This window comes from Ureibacillus sp. FSL K6-0165 (assembly GCF_038004285.1).
GTDB classification, from domain to species: Bacteria; Bacillota; Bacilli; order Bacillales_A; family Planococcaceae; genus Ureibacillus; species Ureibacillus thermosphaericus.
In genome coordinates, this window is the sequence record NZ_JBBOQS010000001.1 from 1,836,053 (window position 1) to 1,852,412 (window position 16,360).

General features: G+C 36.4%; 21 protein-coding genes and 1 other annotated feature. Of the genes, 19 read left to right on the forward strand and 2 right to left on the reverse strand.

Annotated features, from left to right (window positions below):
* The first annotated feature begins 178 nt into the window (after nucleotides 1–178).
* From NST00_RS09190 to NST00_RS09235, 10 genes are all read left to right on the forward strand, one after another.
* Entirely contained in the window at nucleotides 179–730 is a 552-nt protein-coding gene (locus tag NST00_RS09190) for a peptidoglycan DD-metalloendopeptidase family protein (protein ID WP_026019083.1), read from the forward strand.
* A complete protein-coding gene (locus NST00_RS09195; RefSeq protein ID WP_339288331.1) occupies nucleotides 703–1,341 on the forward strand; it encodes a M50 family metallopeptidase in 639 nt (212 codons plus the stop codon). The genes NST00_RS09190 and NST00_RS09195 overlap by 28 nt, the downstream gene beginning before the upstream one ends.
* A 43-nt stretch (nucleotides 1,342–1,384) precedes the next feature.
* Nucleotides 1,385–1,462, forward strand: a sequence feature (ribosomal protein L21 leader region).
* A 12-nt stretch (nucleotides 1,463–1,474) separates the two neighbouring features.
* The gene (rplU, locus tag NST00_RS09200; RefSeq protein ID WP_016838408.1) at nucleotides 1,475–1,783 is read left to right on the forward strand and encodes a 50S ribosomal protein L21; all 309 of its coding nucleotides are present in this window, start codon (nucleotides 1,475–1,477) and stop codon (nucleotides 1,781–1,783) included.
* An 11-nt stretch (nucleotides 1,784–1,794) separates the two neighbouring features.
* On the forward strand, nucleotides 1,795–2,151 hold the full coding sequence (locus NST00_RS09205; protein ID WP_016838407.1) for a ribosomal-processing cysteine protease Prp: 357 nt from the start codon (nucleotides 1,795–1,797) through the stop codon (nucleotides 2,149–2,151).
* Nucleotides 2,152–2,156: 5 nt separating this feature from the next.
* Nucleotides 2,157–2,447, forward strand: a complete 291-nt coding sequence (gene rpmA, locus NST00_RS09210; RefSeq protein ID WP_026019082.1) for a 50S ribosomal protein L27 — start codon at nucleotides 2,157–2,159, stop codon at nucleotides 2,445–2,447.
* Between the two features lie 138 nt (nucleotides 2,448–2,585).
* Nucleotides 2,586–3,107 carry a Spo0B domain-containing protein gene (locus NST00_RS09215; protein ID WP_340709875.1) on the forward strand — a complete coding sequence of 174 codons (522 nt, stop codon included), beginning with the start codon at nucleotides 2,586–2,588 and terminating at the stop codon, nucleotides 3,105–3,107.
* 4 nt (nucleotides 3,108–3,111) lie between these two features.
* Nucleotides 3,112–4,398: a GTPase ObgE gene (gene obgE, locus NST00_RS09220; protein ID WP_340709876.1), complete on the forward strand. Its 1,287-nt coding sequence runs from the start codon at nucleotides 3,112–3,114 to the stop codon at nucleotides 4,396–4,398.
* A gap of 14 nt (nucleotides 4,399–4,412) precedes the next feature.
* Nucleotides 4,413–4,868 carry an ACT domain-containing protein gene (locus NST00_RS09225; RefSeq protein WP_016838403.1) on the forward strand — a complete coding sequence of 152 codons (456 nt, stop codon included), beginning with the start codon at nucleotides 4,413–4,415 and terminating at the stop codon, nucleotides 4,866–4,868.
* Nucleotides 4,869–4,915: 47 nt separating this feature from the next.
* Complete coding sequence (pheA, locus tag NST00_RS09230) at nucleotides 4,916–5,791, forward strand: prephenate dehydratase (protein ID WP_016838402.1); 876 nt, start codon at nucleotides 4,916–4,918, stop codon at nucleotides 5,789–5,791.
* 2 nt (nucleotides 5,792–5,793) lie between these two features.
* Nucleotides 5,794–6,183: a thiol-disulfide oxidoreductase DCC family protein gene (locus NST00_RS09235; RefSeq protein WP_311733635.1), complete on the forward strand. Its 390-nt coding sequence runs from the start codon at nucleotides 5,794–5,796 to the stop codon at nucleotides 6,181–6,183.
* Nucleotides 6,184–6,283: 100 nt separating this feature from the next.
* Here the strand turns inward: NST00_RS09235 and NST00_RS09240 are convergent, their stop codons facing one another.
* On the reverse strand, nucleotides 6,284–6,814 hold the full coding sequence (locus NST00_RS09240) for a transcription repressor NadR (RefSeq protein WP_016838400.1): 531 nt from the start codon (nucleotides 6,812–6,814) through the stop codon (nucleotides 6,284–6,286).
* A gap of 135 nt (nucleotides 6,815–6,949) precedes the next feature.
* Between NST00_RS09240 and NST00_RS09245 the strand changes: the two genes are divergently transcribed.
* The 8 genes from NST00_RS09245 to NST00_RS09280 all read left to right on the forward strand — a co-directional run bounded on the left by NST00_RS09245 (nucleotide 6,950) and on the right by NST00_RS09280 (nucleotide 14,371).
* On the forward strand, nucleotides 6,950–8,239 hold the full coding sequence (locus NST00_RS09245) for a LysM peptidoglycan-binding domain-containing protein (protein WP_083839527.1): 1,290 nt from the start codon (nucleotides 6,950–6,952) through the stop codon (nucleotides 8,237–8,239).
* Nucleotides 8,240–9,100, forward strand: coding sequence for a phosphotransferase (locus NST00_RS09250; RefSeq protein ID WP_016838398.1), 861 nt, complete (start codon nucleotides 8,240–8,242; stop codon nucleotides 9,098–9,100). It abuts the gene before it with no gap.
* 117 nt (nucleotides 9,101–9,217) lie between these two features.
* Nucleotides 9,218–9,838 carry a Holliday junction branch migration protein RuvA gene (gene ruvA, locus NST00_RS09255; RefSeq protein WP_340709877.1) on the forward strand — a complete coding sequence of 207 codons (621 nt, stop codon included), beginning with the start codon at nucleotides 9,218–9,220 and terminating at the stop codon, nucleotides 9,836–9,838.
* A 15-nt stretch (nucleotides 9,839–9,853) separates the two neighbouring features.
* Nucleotides 9,854–10,858: a Holliday junction branch migration DNA helicase RuvB gene (gene ruvB / locus NST00_RS09260; RefSeq protein ID WP_016838396.1), complete on the forward strand. Its 1,005-nt coding sequence runs from the start codon at nucleotides 9,854–9,856 to the stop codon at nucleotides 10,856–10,858.
* 13 nt (nucleotides 10,859–10,871) lie between these two features.
* On the forward strand, nucleotides 10,872–11,909 hold the full coding sequence (gene queA, locus NST00_RS09265; protein WP_016838395.1) for a tRNA preQ1(34) S-adenosylmethionine ribosyltransferase-isomerase QueA: 1,038 nt from the start codon (nucleotides 10,872–10,874) through the stop codon (nucleotides 11,907–11,909).
* A 53-nt stretch (nucleotides 11,910–11,962) separates the two neighbouring features.
* Nucleotides 11,963–13,108: a tRNA guanosine(34) transglycosylase Tgt gene (gene tgt / locus NST00_RS09270; protein ID WP_016838394.1), complete on the forward strand. Its 1,146-nt coding sequence runs from the start codon at nucleotides 11,963–11,965 to the stop codon at nucleotides 13,106–13,108.
* Between the two features lie 122 nt (nucleotides 13,109–13,230).
* Nucleotides 13,231–13,491, forward strand: coding sequence for a preprotein translocase subunit YajC (yajC, locus tag NST00_RS09275; protein WP_016838393.1), 261 nt, complete (start codon nucleotides 13,231–13,233; stop codon nucleotides 13,489–13,491).
* A 229-nt stretch (nucleotides 13,492–13,720) separates the two neighbouring features.
* On the forward strand, nucleotides 13,721–14,371 hold the full coding sequence (locus tag NST00_RS09280) for a DUF421 domain-containing protein (protein ID WP_016838392.1): 651 nt from the start codon (nucleotides 13,721–13,723) through the stop codon (nucleotides 14,369–14,371).
* On the opposite strand, the gene NST00_RS09285 is transcribed toward NST00_RS09280, so the two are convergent.
* The gene (locus NST00_RS09285; protein WP_168412381.1) at nucleotides 14,342–15,859 is read right to left on the reverse strand and encodes a putative polysaccharide biosynthesis protein; all 1,518 of its coding nucleotides are present in this window, start codon (nucleotides 15,857–15,859) and stop codon (nucleotides 14,342–14,344) included. The genes NST00_RS09280 and NST00_RS09285 overlap by 30 nt on opposite strands.
* A 94-nt stretch (nucleotides 15,860–15,953) precedes the next feature.
* Here NST00_RS09285 and NST00_RS09290 point away from each other — a divergent pair, with 94 nt between their 5' ends.
* Nucleotides 15,954–16,283, forward strand: a complete 330-nt coding sequence (locus tag NST00_RS09290) for a post-transcriptional regulator (protein WP_016838390.1) — start codon at nucleotides 15,954–15,956, stop codon at nucleotides 16,281–16,283.
* The last annotated feature ends 77 nt before the right edge of the window (nucleotides 16,284–16,360 follow it).

Consider the following 16,360-nt stretch of genomic DNA (forward strand, 5'->3'; position numbering starts at 1 on the left):
TCTGAAGCTTTGTTGATAGCAATTTAAATTGATTTCCGCAAAGTCGAGAAAGAATCAACAACGTATGTTAACTTTTTGAGCAGTCTTATTATTCATCCCTTTATTCTCATTTTTCAACATATAGAATCGTATTTTCATATTTTTCATATACTAAGGAAAAATGAGAATGGATGAGGGTATGAACAAAAAATGGAAATGGATCGCTTCATTTTTGCTTTGTACCGGTGTGCTGATTGGTAACTTCTTACATGAAACGGGAAGAATCTCCATTGATGTGAAAAAAATTGTATATAGTTCTGAAGATTTAACGTTCATGAGAAATGTTTTAAGGGAGATATTTGATAAGAAAGCACATGACACGATTGCTGTTTCCTCAGAGCCTATTAATCAAGAATTATTAACATTTGTACAAGTTAAGCCATACTTCAAAGGGTACTTATTTACCTACGAAGAATCGGTACCCTTAATTGCGATTGATCATGGTCTAGTCGTATATACGGGATATTCAAAAGATACGGGGAAAACGATTTCAGTATATTATGAGGATGATACGACTGTGACTTATGGAAATGTGGATTCTTTTTCATTGTTGCCTTACACATCTATTGAAAGGGGAGGCACAATCGGGAAAAAAGAGCCAGGGGATTTGTACATTCAAGTAGAGAAGGATGGGAACATTCTTAATTTAGAAGAAACATTACTATGGATGAAAGAGCATATGCGACCATGATGCGTATGACGATTCATCCATTATTTTTACCCCTTTTATTTGGCATGATACTTTATGGAAATGTTTCCTATTATGCACTTATTCTAACTTCATTATTAATTCACGAATTTGGACATATTCTAATGGCTTGGCTGTTAGGGGTAAAAGTCAAGCGATGTGTAATCATGCCGTATGGTGGGGAAATTGAACTTGAAGGTGGCTACTCGTTGTCGCCTCACAAGCAACTCCTTATTAGCTTAGGAGGACCTGTCGCTACATTTTGTTGTATGTTGATGGCTCCTTTTCTAGATCCTTTATTGGCCAAGCCTTTTATTAAAATTCAAATCGTTTTATTGTGCATCAATTTAATACCTGTATGGCCTCTCGATGGAGGAAGAATTGTTTTCGCGCTTATTTTACTTTTTTGTAAAAAAGCGAAAGTATATGAATTGTTTTTAGCAATCTCTTTCATACTAATTACGTTGACGGTAATCATTACATTTATTCTGTTGCCAAAAACACTATTTTTATTTGTTCTTAGTATTTTCTTATGGTTTCATATCATACAAGAATGGCGTTATCGAAAATACCGAATCGCCTTTGAAAAATATGTATTGAATCGATTGACTTAACACATTCAGTATGATAACATTTCATATGTTATTGTTTGTAGCACCTGTGCTACAACCGCTCTGGAAAGGTTATAAAGTATCATGATGATCACCTTTCTTACAGGCGAGTCTTAGACTAGAGGAGGTGCAAGTAATGTACGCTATTATCGAAACTGGTGGAAAACAGTATAAAGTTGAAGCTGGACAAGAAATTTACGTAGAAAAATTAGGTGTTGAGCCAAACGAGGTAGTAACTTTCGATAAAGTTCTTTTCGTTGGTGGCGAAACAGTGAAAGTTGGTACTCCAACTGTTGAAGGCGCAACTGTAACAGCGAAAGTTGTGAAAGAAGGCCGTGGTAAAAAAATCACTGTTTTCAAATACAAACCTAAGAAAAACTATCGTCGTAAACAAGGTCACCGTCAACCTTATACTAAATTAGTAATTGAATCAATCAACGCATAAGAGGTGACCGGATGATTACGGTAACCCTACATCACGACGAAAATCGCCGTGTATCTGCCTTTGAATTTTCTGGACATGCTGAATACGATGAATCAGGGAAAGATTTAGTATGTGCAGGTGCATCGACCATTGCGATTGGTACGGTCAATGCTATTTATGCACTATTAAATATTGAACCGAAAATCGAGCAGGCAAATGAAGGTGGAGGCTACTTAAAAGTAGACTTGCCAACGGATATAGATTCAGAAGTAGATGAAAAATTACAATTGATTGTGCAAGTAATGACTGCACAAGTTTATTCAATGGTACAAAATTACGGTCAATATATCCAAATCAACTACAGGCAAGTAGGAGGTGGAACACAATGAAATTATTGTTATCATTAGACCTTCAATTTTTCGCTTCTAAAAAAGGGGTAGGTTCTACTAAGAACGGTCGTGACTCTGAAGCAAAACGCCTTGGTGCAAAACGTGCGGATGGTCAATTTGTAACTGGTGGTTCAATTCTTTACCGTCAACGCGGTACAAGAATTTACCCAGGTGCTAACGTAGGCCGCGGTGGAGACGACACACTTTACGCTAAAATTGACGGAATTGTACGCTTCGAACGTATGGGACGCGATAAGAAAAAAGTAAGTGTATACCCTGTTGCACAAGAAGCATAATTTGATTGATTATGAAAGGACTGCAAATGCAGTCCTTTTTTCTATCTAAAAAAACTCCTTCCAATAGAAGAAATATAAAGAAAAAATTGCTATACTTAAATAGGTATTGCCGAGCATTATTGTATGGGAGTGGGGAAATTGACTAAGCTAACTGTAAATGAAATATTAAGAGCAGCTAATCATGATTTTATTAATCAGTTGCAATTAATTAAAATGCACTTAGATTTAAACCGAATTGATGACGCAAAAAAGATTATAGAAAATTACTGTAATCATTATAAATCATTATCAATTTTAAATAGATTAAATTGTCCTAAAACCGTTGAATGGATTCAAACTTTTCATTATCGATTTCCCTCAATTGAATTAAAGTTAAAAATAGATGTGACGACTGCTCCAAAGGTGAAAAAAGATGAAGAAACTGTAGAATACTTAGAAAAGACGATTCAACATGTTTATCCTCATTTAGATCCATACAGTGAACAAGAGTTGTTGCTTACGATTGAATCCAAAGAGGAAATCTTACTAATCACCTTTGATTTACATGGAAAATGGAATATTGAACCTTTTAGCTCGGAGAAATATAGTAACAATTTGGACATTACCACTGAAAAAGAATCCATAAATGATTGGAAATATGTTTTAACCTTTAAGGAGTGAAATTATGTTTGTAGATCACGTAAAAATATATGTTAAGGGCGGAGATGGCGGAGATGGAATGGTTGCCTTTCGCCGTGAAAAATATGTACCGTATGGTGGTCCAGCTGGTGGAGACGGCGGAAATGGTGGCAATGTCGTCTTTGAAGTGGATGAAGGATTACGTACATTAATGGATTTCCGCTATAACCGCCATTTTAAAGCACCCCGAGGCGAAAATGGTATGAGCAAAGGGATGCATGGAAAAAATGCAAAAGATTTAATTGTAAAAGTTCCACCTGGAACGGTAGTGATCAATGAAGAAACTGGAAACGTCATTGCGGATTTAGTTGAACATGGACAACGCGCTATTATTGCAAAAGGGGGCAGAGGTGGCCGAGGAAATATGCGCTTTGCCACACCAGCAAATCCTGCACCTGAACTTTCAGAAAAAGGAGAACCTGGGCAAGAATTAAATGTTATATTGGAATTGAAAGTATTAGCAGATGTTGGACTTGTAGGATTCCCTAGCGTTGGGAAATCGACACTGCTTTCCGTTGTTTCCGCAGCAAAGCCAAAAATCGGTGCCTATCATTTTACAACGATTGTTCCAAATCTAGGAGTAGTTGAAACAGATGATGGTCGCAGCTTTGTCATGGCAGATTTACCGGGCTTAATTGAAGGAGCCCATCAAGGTGTGGGGTTAGGGATGCAATTCTTGCGCCATATTGAGCGAACTAGAGTAATTGTGCATGTTATCGATATGTCTGGAATGGAAGGACGCAATCCATTCGAGGATTATGTGACGATAAATGAGGAGTTAAAACAATACAATTTACGCCTTACAGAACGACCTCAAATTGTCGTAGCGAACAAAATGGACATGCCTGGTGCAGAAGAGAATTTAGTTGAATTTAAGAAGAAAATTGGCGACGACATAAAAGTGTTTCCAATTTCAGCGATTTCGCGAAAAGGGCTTAAACCATTATTACATGAAATTGCAGATCTATTAGAAGTAACTCCTCACTTTGAACTGCATGATATAGTTGAAGAAAGTGATGCAACTGTTTTATATAAACACGAGGCGAAAGAGCAAGAATTTGAAATTACTCGAGATGATGATGGAGCATATGTGCTTAGTGGATATACAATTGAAAGATTATTTAAAATGACTGACTTCAGCCGTGATGAATCGATTCGTCGATTTGCAAGACAGCTTCGTCATTTAGGAGTGGATGATGCATTAAGAGAACGAGGTGCAAAGGACGGAGATACAGTACGCATTTTAGATTATGAATTTGAATTTGTGGAATAGTAGGGGGGATGGAGATGAAAAATGTTGCTGAACAACGCTATTATTTAGTGCGGGAAGACGTGCTCACCGATGCCATGCAAAAAACATTAGAGGCAAAGCGATTGTTGGAGACAGGAAAGGTCAACTCCATATGGGATGCGGTAAGGCAAGTGGATCTTTCTAGAAGTGCCTTCTATAAATATCGGGATGCTGTCTTTCCCTTTCACTCCATCGTAAAAGAAAGAATTTTAACGATGATTATTCAGTTGCAAGACCAAAAAGGAACATTAGCAAAAGTATTGGAAATTATTACTGAAGCTCATTGCAATATATTAACCATTCATCAAACCATTCCGATTCAAGGTCGTGCCAATGTTACCCTATCACTAGACGTTACAAGTATGATGATGGACTTAAATGAATTAATCAAAAAAATGAATGAGTTAGAATTTGTCGAATCTGCTGAAGTGATAAGCTCGGGGGCATTATAACTCATTCTTTAAAATAAGCCATTTATTGATTGATGGGAGGCTTAATGGTGACAAACAATGAATGGAAGTACCGGATTGCCTATTTAGGACCGGAAGCTTCATTTACGTACTTAGCAACAAATTCACTTTTCCCGAATGAATGGAACATTGCTTATCGAACGATTCCAGAGTGCATTGACGCAGTAACAAATGATTTAGTGGATTATGCGGTTGTACCCTTGGAAAATGCTTTAGAAGGCAGTGTACCACTAACAATTGATTATTTATTTCATGAAGCAAATTTATATATCATCGGGGAAATTAAATTAAAAATTCAACAGCATTTAATGGTCAATAAAGCGCAAAAAGATAATTGGGAAAAACTAGAGGGTATTTATTCCCATTCACATGCTTTAGCTCAGTGCCATAAATATTTATTTTATCGTTTTAGCCATGTTCCGTTGCATCAAACTACCTCCACTGCGCAGGCGGCAAAAATGGTCGCTGAGAATCCTGATAAATGTATTGCAGCAATCGGCAATGCGTCTTCTGCTGAAAAGTATGGATTGGAAATTGTGGAACACAATATTCATGACTTCCATTTTAACCATACTCGATTTGTTGTATTATCAAAGCACAATACTCGTTTACCAATCGAAAAATCAGATGGTCAACCGAAAACGACGCTAATGTTGACGTTGCCTCAAGATGTTGTTTCCGGAGCGTTGCATCAAGTGCTCTCGGTTTTTGCCTGGAGAAAATTGAACTTGAGCAAAATTGAATCACGACCACTAAAAACGGGATTAGGAAACTATTTCTTTATTATTGATGTGCTTGCAGATGAAAGTGAACCGATGATGAGAGGAGCCTTTGAGGAGTTACATGCTCTTGGCTGTAAAGTGAAATCACTCGGAACTTATTATACATATAATGCATCGGAGTGATCATGTTGAAGTCAATCATCTTATTTGACGGTGAGTGTAACTTTTGCAGTCGAAGTGTTCATTTTATCATGAAACGAGACCCTCAAAAAAAATTTCAGTTTGCATCTCTACAAAGTGAAGTAGGAAAATTGTTATGTAATCAGTATCAAGTTCCAAAAGATTTAAATAGCATGATTTTAATTGAAAATCAACGTTATTATGCGAAATCATCGGCCGTATTGCGCATTTCTCTAGGGCTAGAAGGGTTTTGGAAAGTTTTTTCTATATTGATGATATTCCCACCTATTCTTCGGGATACAGTTTACGATTTTATTGCAAAACATCGTTATATTTTTGGAAAAAATCAATCTTGTAAAATACCAAATAAAGAAGATATGGAAAGATTCTTATAAACATAAACAGGCTGGTAGAAAGTAATATTGTTTTCTAACCAGCCTTAATTCTTAATAATTGTTCTGCCTATTACTTTTCCTTCAACAATTTTTTAAAGAACTATTCTTCTATCAAATACCCCTTTTCACGCAGCCTTTTTTCGGCTACTTCAATTTGTTCTTTTGTCGGCGCTGAAATGACATGTAAATGGGTTCCTTGCGTTAAGACAGAAAGGTAAGTTGCATTTGTTTCCTTCACTTTTTGAAGAAACTTTTCTACGTCAATGCGGGATGATAACATCATCGAAGCTGTAATTTCTCCATACACCGGATGTTCAACAATTACATTTTTTACTGTTACCCCACAATCTACAATCGTCAACAATTCATCTTCTGTTTCTTCAGCATTATGTATACAAACAATTTTTTTTTCAAATAAAGCCGTTGTATCGTCTTGATTCATATATAAATATCCTTGGCTTGTTGCAATAATCGGTTCATTTCGCGCTTTTAATAAATTCATGTCGTTAACAATCACTTGTCGACTAACATTTGCATATTTTGCTAATTGTGTACCTGTAATGGGCTCTTTTGAATTCTTTAGGATATTTAGCAATTCATTTCTCCGTTCTTCACCAAGCATTTTTTTCATACAATCACACCTTCTAATAAAATAATGTGTATACGGATAAGCCTGTTAAACATAGTTTAACACGAGGAGTAGTAAAGGGAATTATTTTTGTGTCTTTTTTGATTCATTGTCATATTATAAAACGAGAAAAGGAGGATGTTTGTGCGAACTCACATTGTTCAAAAAGGAGATACTCTTTGGAAAATTGCTAAGCAATATGGTATCGATTTTGAGGAGTTAAAAAGATTAAATTCACATTTAGCAAATCCAGATTATATTGTGCCTGGTATGGAAATTATTTTACCAGATGATCATTCAACTCGGAAACATTCGTATGGACATAAAGAAATGCCAGATAAAGCAAAAACGATTGAAACACCGCCAAAAGATAAAAAAGTAGAGATTCCGCCGAAAGCCAAACCAATCGAAACACCACCGAAAAAACAACCAGTAGAAAAAGAAATGAAATTGCCTGAAATTCCTCCAACACCACCAGTACCACAAATTGTTCCGATGCCGATTCAACAAATGCATCCACACGAAAAGACAGAATTCCACTTTGATTTTTCACCACATCTGAATATTCAACGACACATGCAACATCCACATATAATGCCAATCCCACAACCAGTTATGCCACAGCCGATTTTCATCAAAATTCCACAACCAGAAGGAATGAAAGAAGAAAAGGAAAAAGAGAAGGAAAAAGTAGTAGAGAAAGAATATGTACCGGTTCCTCAAACTCACATTGAATATGTTCCGGTGCCACAACCTATTTATATTCCATGCATGCCGCAACATCCTTGCAACTGTAAACCGCACAAAGTAGAGCGTTGCGGTTGTAGAGAAGCGCAAGACCATATGCAACATCATGCTCAACCATATTTCACAAACCAACATATGTTGCCGCCATGCCCTGAATATCCAATGCATTATGGAATGGATTATCAACAAATGATGCCGTATGGAATGGATTATTCACAAGGTATGCCATACTCCGGTCAACCAGCTCCGGATATGCAATACAGTTATCCGTACGAAGCAGGAATGTATGACGGAAGCGAAGCAGAAAATCCTATGATGACACAAATGGCAACAGAATATCATACAACTCAGAATGATGATACAGATTGGCTCTTTGAATCTACTTCACAAGATGAGCAAAAAGAAGGGGAAAAAACATTGAGTCAGGATTATAATAGCCAAATGCAAGAAGGACATCAGGACTACAATGTTTTTGAACAAGCAACAATGCCATCATACGACTATTATCAAATGCCACAAGGTTATCATCCTATGAATCAAGGGATGTATCCACCGATGTTTCAATCTATGCCACAATCAATGTATCCACAAATGGATCAAGGATTCGACCCAAGTATGCAGCAATATTATCCACCGAGAATGAATCCTTGTGCACCACATTTTAAACCGTGGTCATACTAAATGCAAATTAAAAATAATATATGGAAGCAACATGCAGGTAACGAAACACTATTCATAAAAAAATATGATCAATTTCATGTATTTGAAAAAGTAGCGCTAATTCATGAAGAATTAGAAAAAATTCAGTTTCCTTATATCATTCCATTAAAAAAATCAGAAGAGCCTTATTTGCTTGTTCAAAGTTGGCAAAAGAATAGTTATAGCGCGGATTTTTCCAAGACAAAACATAGAAAGAAAGCAGTGAAAATACTAAAGGCATTACATGAAACAAATGAACAGATTGAATGGAGCCATTATTCTGTCATTCCAAAACAGAAACTCATTCAAAAATGGAATGCTAGACTTGAACGGTTTTTATTGCAAGAAAATGAGCTGGTAAAATATTTGCGTCATCAATATTACGATATTGTTCTCTATGCGAATAAAGCGTTAAAAAAGATACGTCAAAACCCAGGTTCTTTTCCAACAAAGATGACATTGCTACATGGCGATGTTGTGCACCACAATTTTTTAATGACAAGAGATGGAATGAAATTAATTGATTTTGATTTAGCGGTTGTTGGCGATGCGGCGGAAGAGATGATTTTATGGATGCACCGGGCACTACCAAATGTAGATTATGATATTGAAACATTATTAAATGAAAATAAATATTTAAGGGAAATTTGTCTTTCAAAATTACATTACTTGCAATACCCTAATGAACTGTTAAGAGAATGGCAATATGTCTTGCATCTAGGTGATTATGAGAAAGATGCTTTCTTAGAATATATAATGCCATTTACAGAAAAGGCGTTAAGGCATTGGCCTGAACTGATGGCAACAACTGATAAAATTCAAGAAATGTTTGAAGTAGGATAAAATACGAGATTATGTTAATATAAAATAGAATAGTAAATAGTTGACCGTCATAAAAGACGGTCTTTCTTTTGTTTCAATAATGTGTTTATACCAACACTCCGAATGTGAGGAATGAAAATGTACGATTATATCATCGGACAAGTGACGCGCATTACACCTGAATATGTCGTCTTAGAACAGAGCGGGATTGGATACGCAATCATCACACCGAATCCGTTTGCTTTTCGTGTGAATGAAGAAAAACAAAGAGTATTTGTACATATGCATGTAAGAGAAGATGCTCAGCAATTGTATGGTTTTAAAACGATAAAAGAACGAGAATTATTTAAAAAACTTATACAAGTTTCCGGTATCGGTCCAAAGAGTGCGTTATCAATTCTTGCAAGTGGAAATCCTTCGCATGTTATTACAGCCATTGAAATGGAAGATGAAAAGTATTTAGTTAAATTTCCTGGTGTCGGGAAGAAGACTGCTAGACAAATGATTCTAGATTTAAAAGGGAAACTTGGTTCGCTCCTTGAGCATGTGGAACTTCCAAGTGCTGAAGATGAATTGCAACTATTTGGTGTGAATCCATATCAACATGAATTAGAAGAAGCAATGTTGGCTCTTCATGCACTCGGATATTCCGAAAAAGAATTAGAGAAAATTAAGCCTTTATTAAGTGAAAAGGAAGATTTACAAACGACGGAAAATTATATGAAATATGCATTAAAACTTTTGTTAACGACAAAGTAACAAGGAGGGCGGCAAGTGAATCGAATCGTTTCAAGTGAAGCAAATGAATTGGATAACCAAATTGAATTATCTTTGAGACCTCAAAGGCTTTCTCAATATATCGGGCAGCATCAAGTAAAAGATAACTTAAAGATCTTTATTGAAGCGGCAAAATTCCGACAAGAATCGTTAGACCATGTGTTGCTATACGGTCCGCCAGGATTGGGAAAAACCACTCTAGCTAATGTGATCGCAAATGAACTGGATGTAAACATTCGGCTTACAAGTGGGCCTGCAATTGAACGACCAGGAGATTTAGCGGCTATTGTTAGTTCACTAGAGCCTGGGGATGTCCTCTTTATAGATGAAATTCATCGCCTTTCCCGAACAATTGAAGAAGTGCTGTATCCAGCGATGGAAGATTTTTGCCTTGATATCGTCGTTGGGAAAGGGCATGACGCCCGCTCTATTCGATTGGACTTGCCGCCTTTTACATTAGTAGGAGCTACAACAAGGGTAGGTTCTTTATCTGCTCCTTTACGAGATCGTTTTGGTGTATTATTAAGACTTGATTATTATGATGAACATTCATTAATTGAAATTGTAAAAAGAAGTAGTAAACTGTTTGAAGTAGAGATTGATGACAGAGCTGCAGAGGAAATTGCAAGGCGTTCTCGCGGAACTCCTCGTATTGCTAATCGCTTGTTGAAGCGGGTAAGAGACTATGCACAAGTGATAGGGGATGGAATGATAACCCTTGATCTTGCGAAACAAGCTCTTGAATTACTTCAAGTGGATCGATACGGTTTAGATCAAATCGACCATAAATTGCTACGAAGTATGATTGTACAATTTAATGGTGGACCCGTTGGATTAGATACATTAGCGGCTTCCATCGGAGAAGAACGCATCACGATAGAAGATGTGTACGAGCCATATTTAATGCAAATCGGATTTATTCAACGTACGCCACGAGGACGTGTGGCGACAAAATTAGCTTTTGAACATCTTGGTTATACTTATTACGATGAAACAAAGTAAAAGGAAGTTATGTATGAAAATTGAAGAATTTGATTTCAACTTACCAGAAGAATTGATTGCTCAAACACCACTAAAAGATCGTGCAGCAAGTAGATTGCTGATCGTAAATCCTTTTTCAAAAGAAATTGAACATCATCAATTTCCTCATATTGTAGATGAGCTTAATGCGGGTGATTGTCTTGTATTGAATGATACCCGTGTAATGCCGGCTCGACTTTTTGGCATAAAAGAAGAAACGGGAGCTCATATCGAAGTTTTATTGTTAAAACAATTGGAAAAGAATAGATGGGAGACATTAGTCAAACCTGCAAAGAGGGTAAAAATAGGCACGACAATTTCTTTTGGCGATGGACTGTTGCGTGCGACTTGTACGGACGTTCTTGATCATGGTGGACGAATATTTGAGTTTAGTTACGAGGGCATTTTTTATGAAGTGTTAGAAAAATTAGGTGAAATGCCACTACCACCATATATTCATGAAAAATTGGAAGATAGAGAGCGTTATCAAACAGTTTATGCAAAAGAAATTGGCTCTGCAGCAGCTCCAACAGCAGGACTTCATTTCACTGAAGAAATTCTTGAAAAAATTCGCAATAAAGGGGTTGAAATTGTCTTTATTACCCTTCATGTTGGTCTTGGAACATTCAGACCTGTAAGCAGTGAAACAATCGAAGAACATGAAATGCATTCAGAGTTTTATAGCATTAGTGAAAGTGCTGCTGAAACGATTAATCGAGTGAAAGAACAAGGTGGCAATGTCATAGCAGTCGGTACTACATCTACAAGAACCCTTGAGACTGTCGCTTCCAAATATGATGGCAAAATCAAAGCGGAACAAGGATGGACAGATATATTTATTTATCCAGGCTATGAATTTAAATGTATTGATGGTTTAATTACGAATTTCCATTTACCTAAATCAACTTTAGTAATGCTTGTGAGTGCATTGGCTGGAAAAGAGACGATTTTCCATGCCTATAGTGAAGCGATTAAAGAACGATATCGATTCTTTAGTTTTGGTGATGCGATGTTTATTCGGCCAAAAGCATAACACTCAACAATCGAAGTACTGTTTATACTTTAGATGAAGAGAGGAATTTACAAATGACACAACCTGCAATTCGATATGAACATATCAAAACATGTAAACAATCAGGAGCAAGGCTAGGAATTGTCCATACGCCACACGGTTCCTTTGAAACACCAGCATTCATGCCCGTTGGAACACAAGCAACGGTGAAAACGATGTCACCTGAAGAGTTAAAAGAGATGGGCGCGGGCATAATTTTATCCAACACGTATCATTTATGGCTCAGACCTGGTAACGAAATCGTAAAAGAAGCGGGCGGCTTGCACCAATTCATGAATTGGGATCGCCCTATATTAACCGATTCAGGTGGATTCCAAGTATTTTCGTTAAGCGACCTTCGAAAAATTGAAGAAGAAGGAGTTTATTTCCGGAACCATTTAAACGGAGATAAGCTATTTTTAAGCCCTGAAAAATCCATTCAAATTCAAAACGATTTAGGAGCGGACATCATCATGGCGTTCGATGAATGTCCACCATATCCAGCAACTTATGAATATATGTTGCAGAGCGTGGATCGAACAACACGTTGGGCGAAACGATGCAAAGAAGCACACCAGCGTCCAGAAGAACAAGGGTTATTTGGTATTGTGCAAGGTGGGGAATTTGAAGACTTAAGAAAACGATCTGCGGAAGCTCTTATAGAATTGGATTTCCCTGGATATGCTGTAGGTGGATTATCCGTAGGTGAACCAAAAGATGTGATGTACCGAGTATTAGAATTTACAACACCGCTACTTCCTGAAAATAAACCACGCTATTTAATGGGGGTAGGTTCACCGGATGCTTTAATTGAAGGGGCAATCCGAGGTATTGATATGTTCGACTGCGTATTGCCAACGAGAATTGCTCGAAACGGAACGCTAATGACTTCGCAAGGCCGTCTTGTTATTAAAAACGCTCAATATGCGAAAGATTTTGGACCACTTGATCCAAACTGTGACTGTTATACATGTAAAAATTACTCAAGAGCTTATATTCGTCATTTAATTCGAACTGGAGAAATTTTTGGATTAAGACTGACAACGTACCACAACCTTTATTTCTTATTGAGATTGATGGAACAAGTAAGACAAGCAATTAGAGAAGATCGATTGCTTGATTTCCGCAATGAATTTTTTGAGCAATATGGATTTAATAAACCAAATGCGAAAAACTTTTAAGCAAAGAAGCAAACTTTGAATAATTTAAGAAATTTTTCTAATAAAATAGAAAATAAAATCGATTTTTACCTTCGTTTTATACTATACTTATGAGGTGAGAGATAGAAAGGGGGATATACTGGATGCAAACATTATATAACTTATTACCAATCATTATCATGTTTGTTGCAATGTGGTTTATTTTAGTTCGTCCTGCTCAAAAACGACAAAAAGCGACACAAGAAATGCAAAATAATTTAAAGCGTGGAGATAAAGTCGTAACAATCGGTGGACTTCACGGTGAAGTAGATGCTTTAGAAGATTCTGCTGTATATCTTCTAGTTGATGGCAAAACTCGCTTAAAATTTGAGCGTCAAGCAATTGGACGAGTTATCAACGATTAATCCATAGACAACGAATAAAAGGGGGCGTCTGAAAAGTCATTTTGAGACGCCCCCTTTGCGACGAGGTTGGTGACAGTTTGATGTGACCACCGCAGGAGCAAAGTTTTTAAGAGAGTATTACTAGTAAGGAGTAGGGCTGTTCAGAAAGTGATTGACTTTCTGGACAGCCCTTTTTTTGTATAGTTGACAATCGCTTGGCCAACAATAGGAAAGAAAGGATGTGGGATGTATGGAAGTGTATTTACAAATTCTTTTCAGAACGGTCTTTTTATATTTGCTCGTGCTTGTCGTTTTTCGCCTCATGGGTAAAAGGGAAGTAGGCGAACTAAGCATTATGGATTTAGTGGTATTTGTGCTCATTGCTGAATGTGTTGCTTTTGCTTTAGATGATTTAGATAAACCGTTATTTGAAAATGTTTTTCCAATTCTTATTTTGCTCGCCATCCAGTATTTAAATTCGTTGATTGCATTAAAAAGTAAGAAAATCCGTGATTTAATTGATGGAGATCCATCGATAATTGTGGAAGATGGTGTTATTAATCAAGAAGAAATGAGAAAGCAACGATATAATTTAGACGATTTATTTCAACAAATGCGTGAAGAACGCATTCCTTCCGTACAGCAAATTAAATATGCATTTCTTGAACCGTCTGGTAGACTATCGATTTTCTTAAAAGATGATGACCCGCTCATCTTTCCACTGATTGTTGATGGATATATAATAGATCGGCATCTAAAATTCCTTGAAAAAGATAGAGAATGGCTGTTGGAAAACTTAAAAAAGAAGGGCTATGAAAAGCCGGAAGACATTTTTTATTGTTGTTATGAAAATTACGATTTGCACGTACAATTAAAGTCGACGAATAAGAATGGAACGTAAAAATCGAAAATCGCTCCATTTTAATTGATTTGTTACTAGTAGAAAGATTGTTAAAACAATAATGGTTAAAGCACTATTTGTCCAAAAATTAAAGGAAATTTTACTGAAAATATAACTTTGAATAATACAAGTAAGAATAAAAATCACATAAGGAATTGCAAAGAATCGGAAACCGGAACTAATCATTTTGTGCGCCCGTAGTGTTGCCATATGTAAAAAAGATGTTACTAATACACCAAATCCAATTGCGATAATTGCACCATATTCTTGAATAAATGGTTGAGATGCTAGTACAAACATGACGAATAATTTCCCGATTCCGCCATAAATGGAATTCATCATGGCAGGTTTTGCTTCATCCATTGCTTGCAAAATGGAGTGTAGAGGGCTTTGGATATAATAAAAATAGAAAATTGGAGCTAAAATTTTCATAAATCCACGGTTCTCCTCTAAGTGAAAGAGCCGCATAGCAAGTTCATCACCGTGCAAAAAGAAATATGTCGCAGCGTAGGCACCAATGATGGATGAAAGGCGTAAACTTATTCCGATGCGATTATTCAGTAACCTTGTATTACTCCTTGCTACAGCATCGCTCACTGCTGGAATTAAAACGATCGCTAAAGCATTAGGAATAAAAGAAGGGAATAATAATAACGGTACATGTACACCAGAAATAATTCCGTATAAAGTCGTTGCTCCTGCAGCTGTCAGTCCTGCAATGGTTAATGCCTTCAAAAAGACGATTGGTTCCAAAAACCATGTGAATGTGCCAAACAATCTGCTTCCTGCACTTGGAACGGCAATACGCAGTAAAGGCATTGCCGGATATGGTTTTTGTGAGGAGGGTTTTTTTAGTTTTTTCTTTTTCATGAAATAATGAATGTATAAATAAATAAACGAAATAAATTCACCAACTGCAGTAATTGCCATTGCATATGCAGCCGTTAATTCAGGGTTGTCCGGCACAACGAAAAATGGCAATGCTAAAGAGATTAAAACGATGCGTACCAGCTGTTCGATCATTTGGGACCAGGCTGTTGCTGAAATGATGGCAATACCTTGTAAGTATCCTCGAATTAAACCGGAAAATACAATAATTGGTACAGCCCCTAACGCAATATATAGCGTAATTTTTGTTCCTTTATTATGTAATAGCGTTTCTGCCAAATATGGAATAAATAATATAAGAATCGGTGTAAATAAGATAATGGATAAAATTGACCATCTAAATGCTGTTTTCATGACGGAATGAAGTTGTCCAATTTGGCGTTTTGCATATAGTTCTGCAATTACTTTCGCTACAGCAATAGGGATGCCTAGCTGTAATACTGAAACGAAGAATATATACGCTGGATAGGCAGTCATATAAACTCCAACAGCTTCTTCGCCAGCTACCCTCATAAATTGCATTCTATAAATAAAACCGAATAGTTTTGACAAAAAAATGACAACTGTGAGAAAAATAGTTCCTCTAACAAATGATGCCATCCATACAATCCCTTCTCAATTATTCTATTATTCGTTACAATATTTGTATGCTTTCCTAAAAACAGTTAATACAGAACGATGGAGTGATTTGCCTATGGTCGAACATGAGCGCTTATTTTCAAAAGTTTTGCCTGTGCTTAAGAGCAAATTAGAAGAAATGAACTTAAACGGGTATGAAGGTATTACGATTGAAGAAATTTGGAATTATTGTCTTCAAAAAAAGTGGCGAAAGAAAAATTTGGATGAAATTCGAATTCATGAAGCCGTATCAACAATTTTTTCATTAAAAGCTTCAGAAATCGTGAATTATTTGCAAATCCAACAATTCCAAAGCACAAATTGGTTTTCTGAAGTAAATCAAGAAGAATTGAGAGAATTATTAAATCCTACAAATAATAACAATTCTGACAAAGAAAATGTATAGATTCGGTTTGACAGGTTGACTTTCGTGTTTCATAATTAGTTTGTTACATAAGAAAAGGAAAGGTATATTTTTGCAAT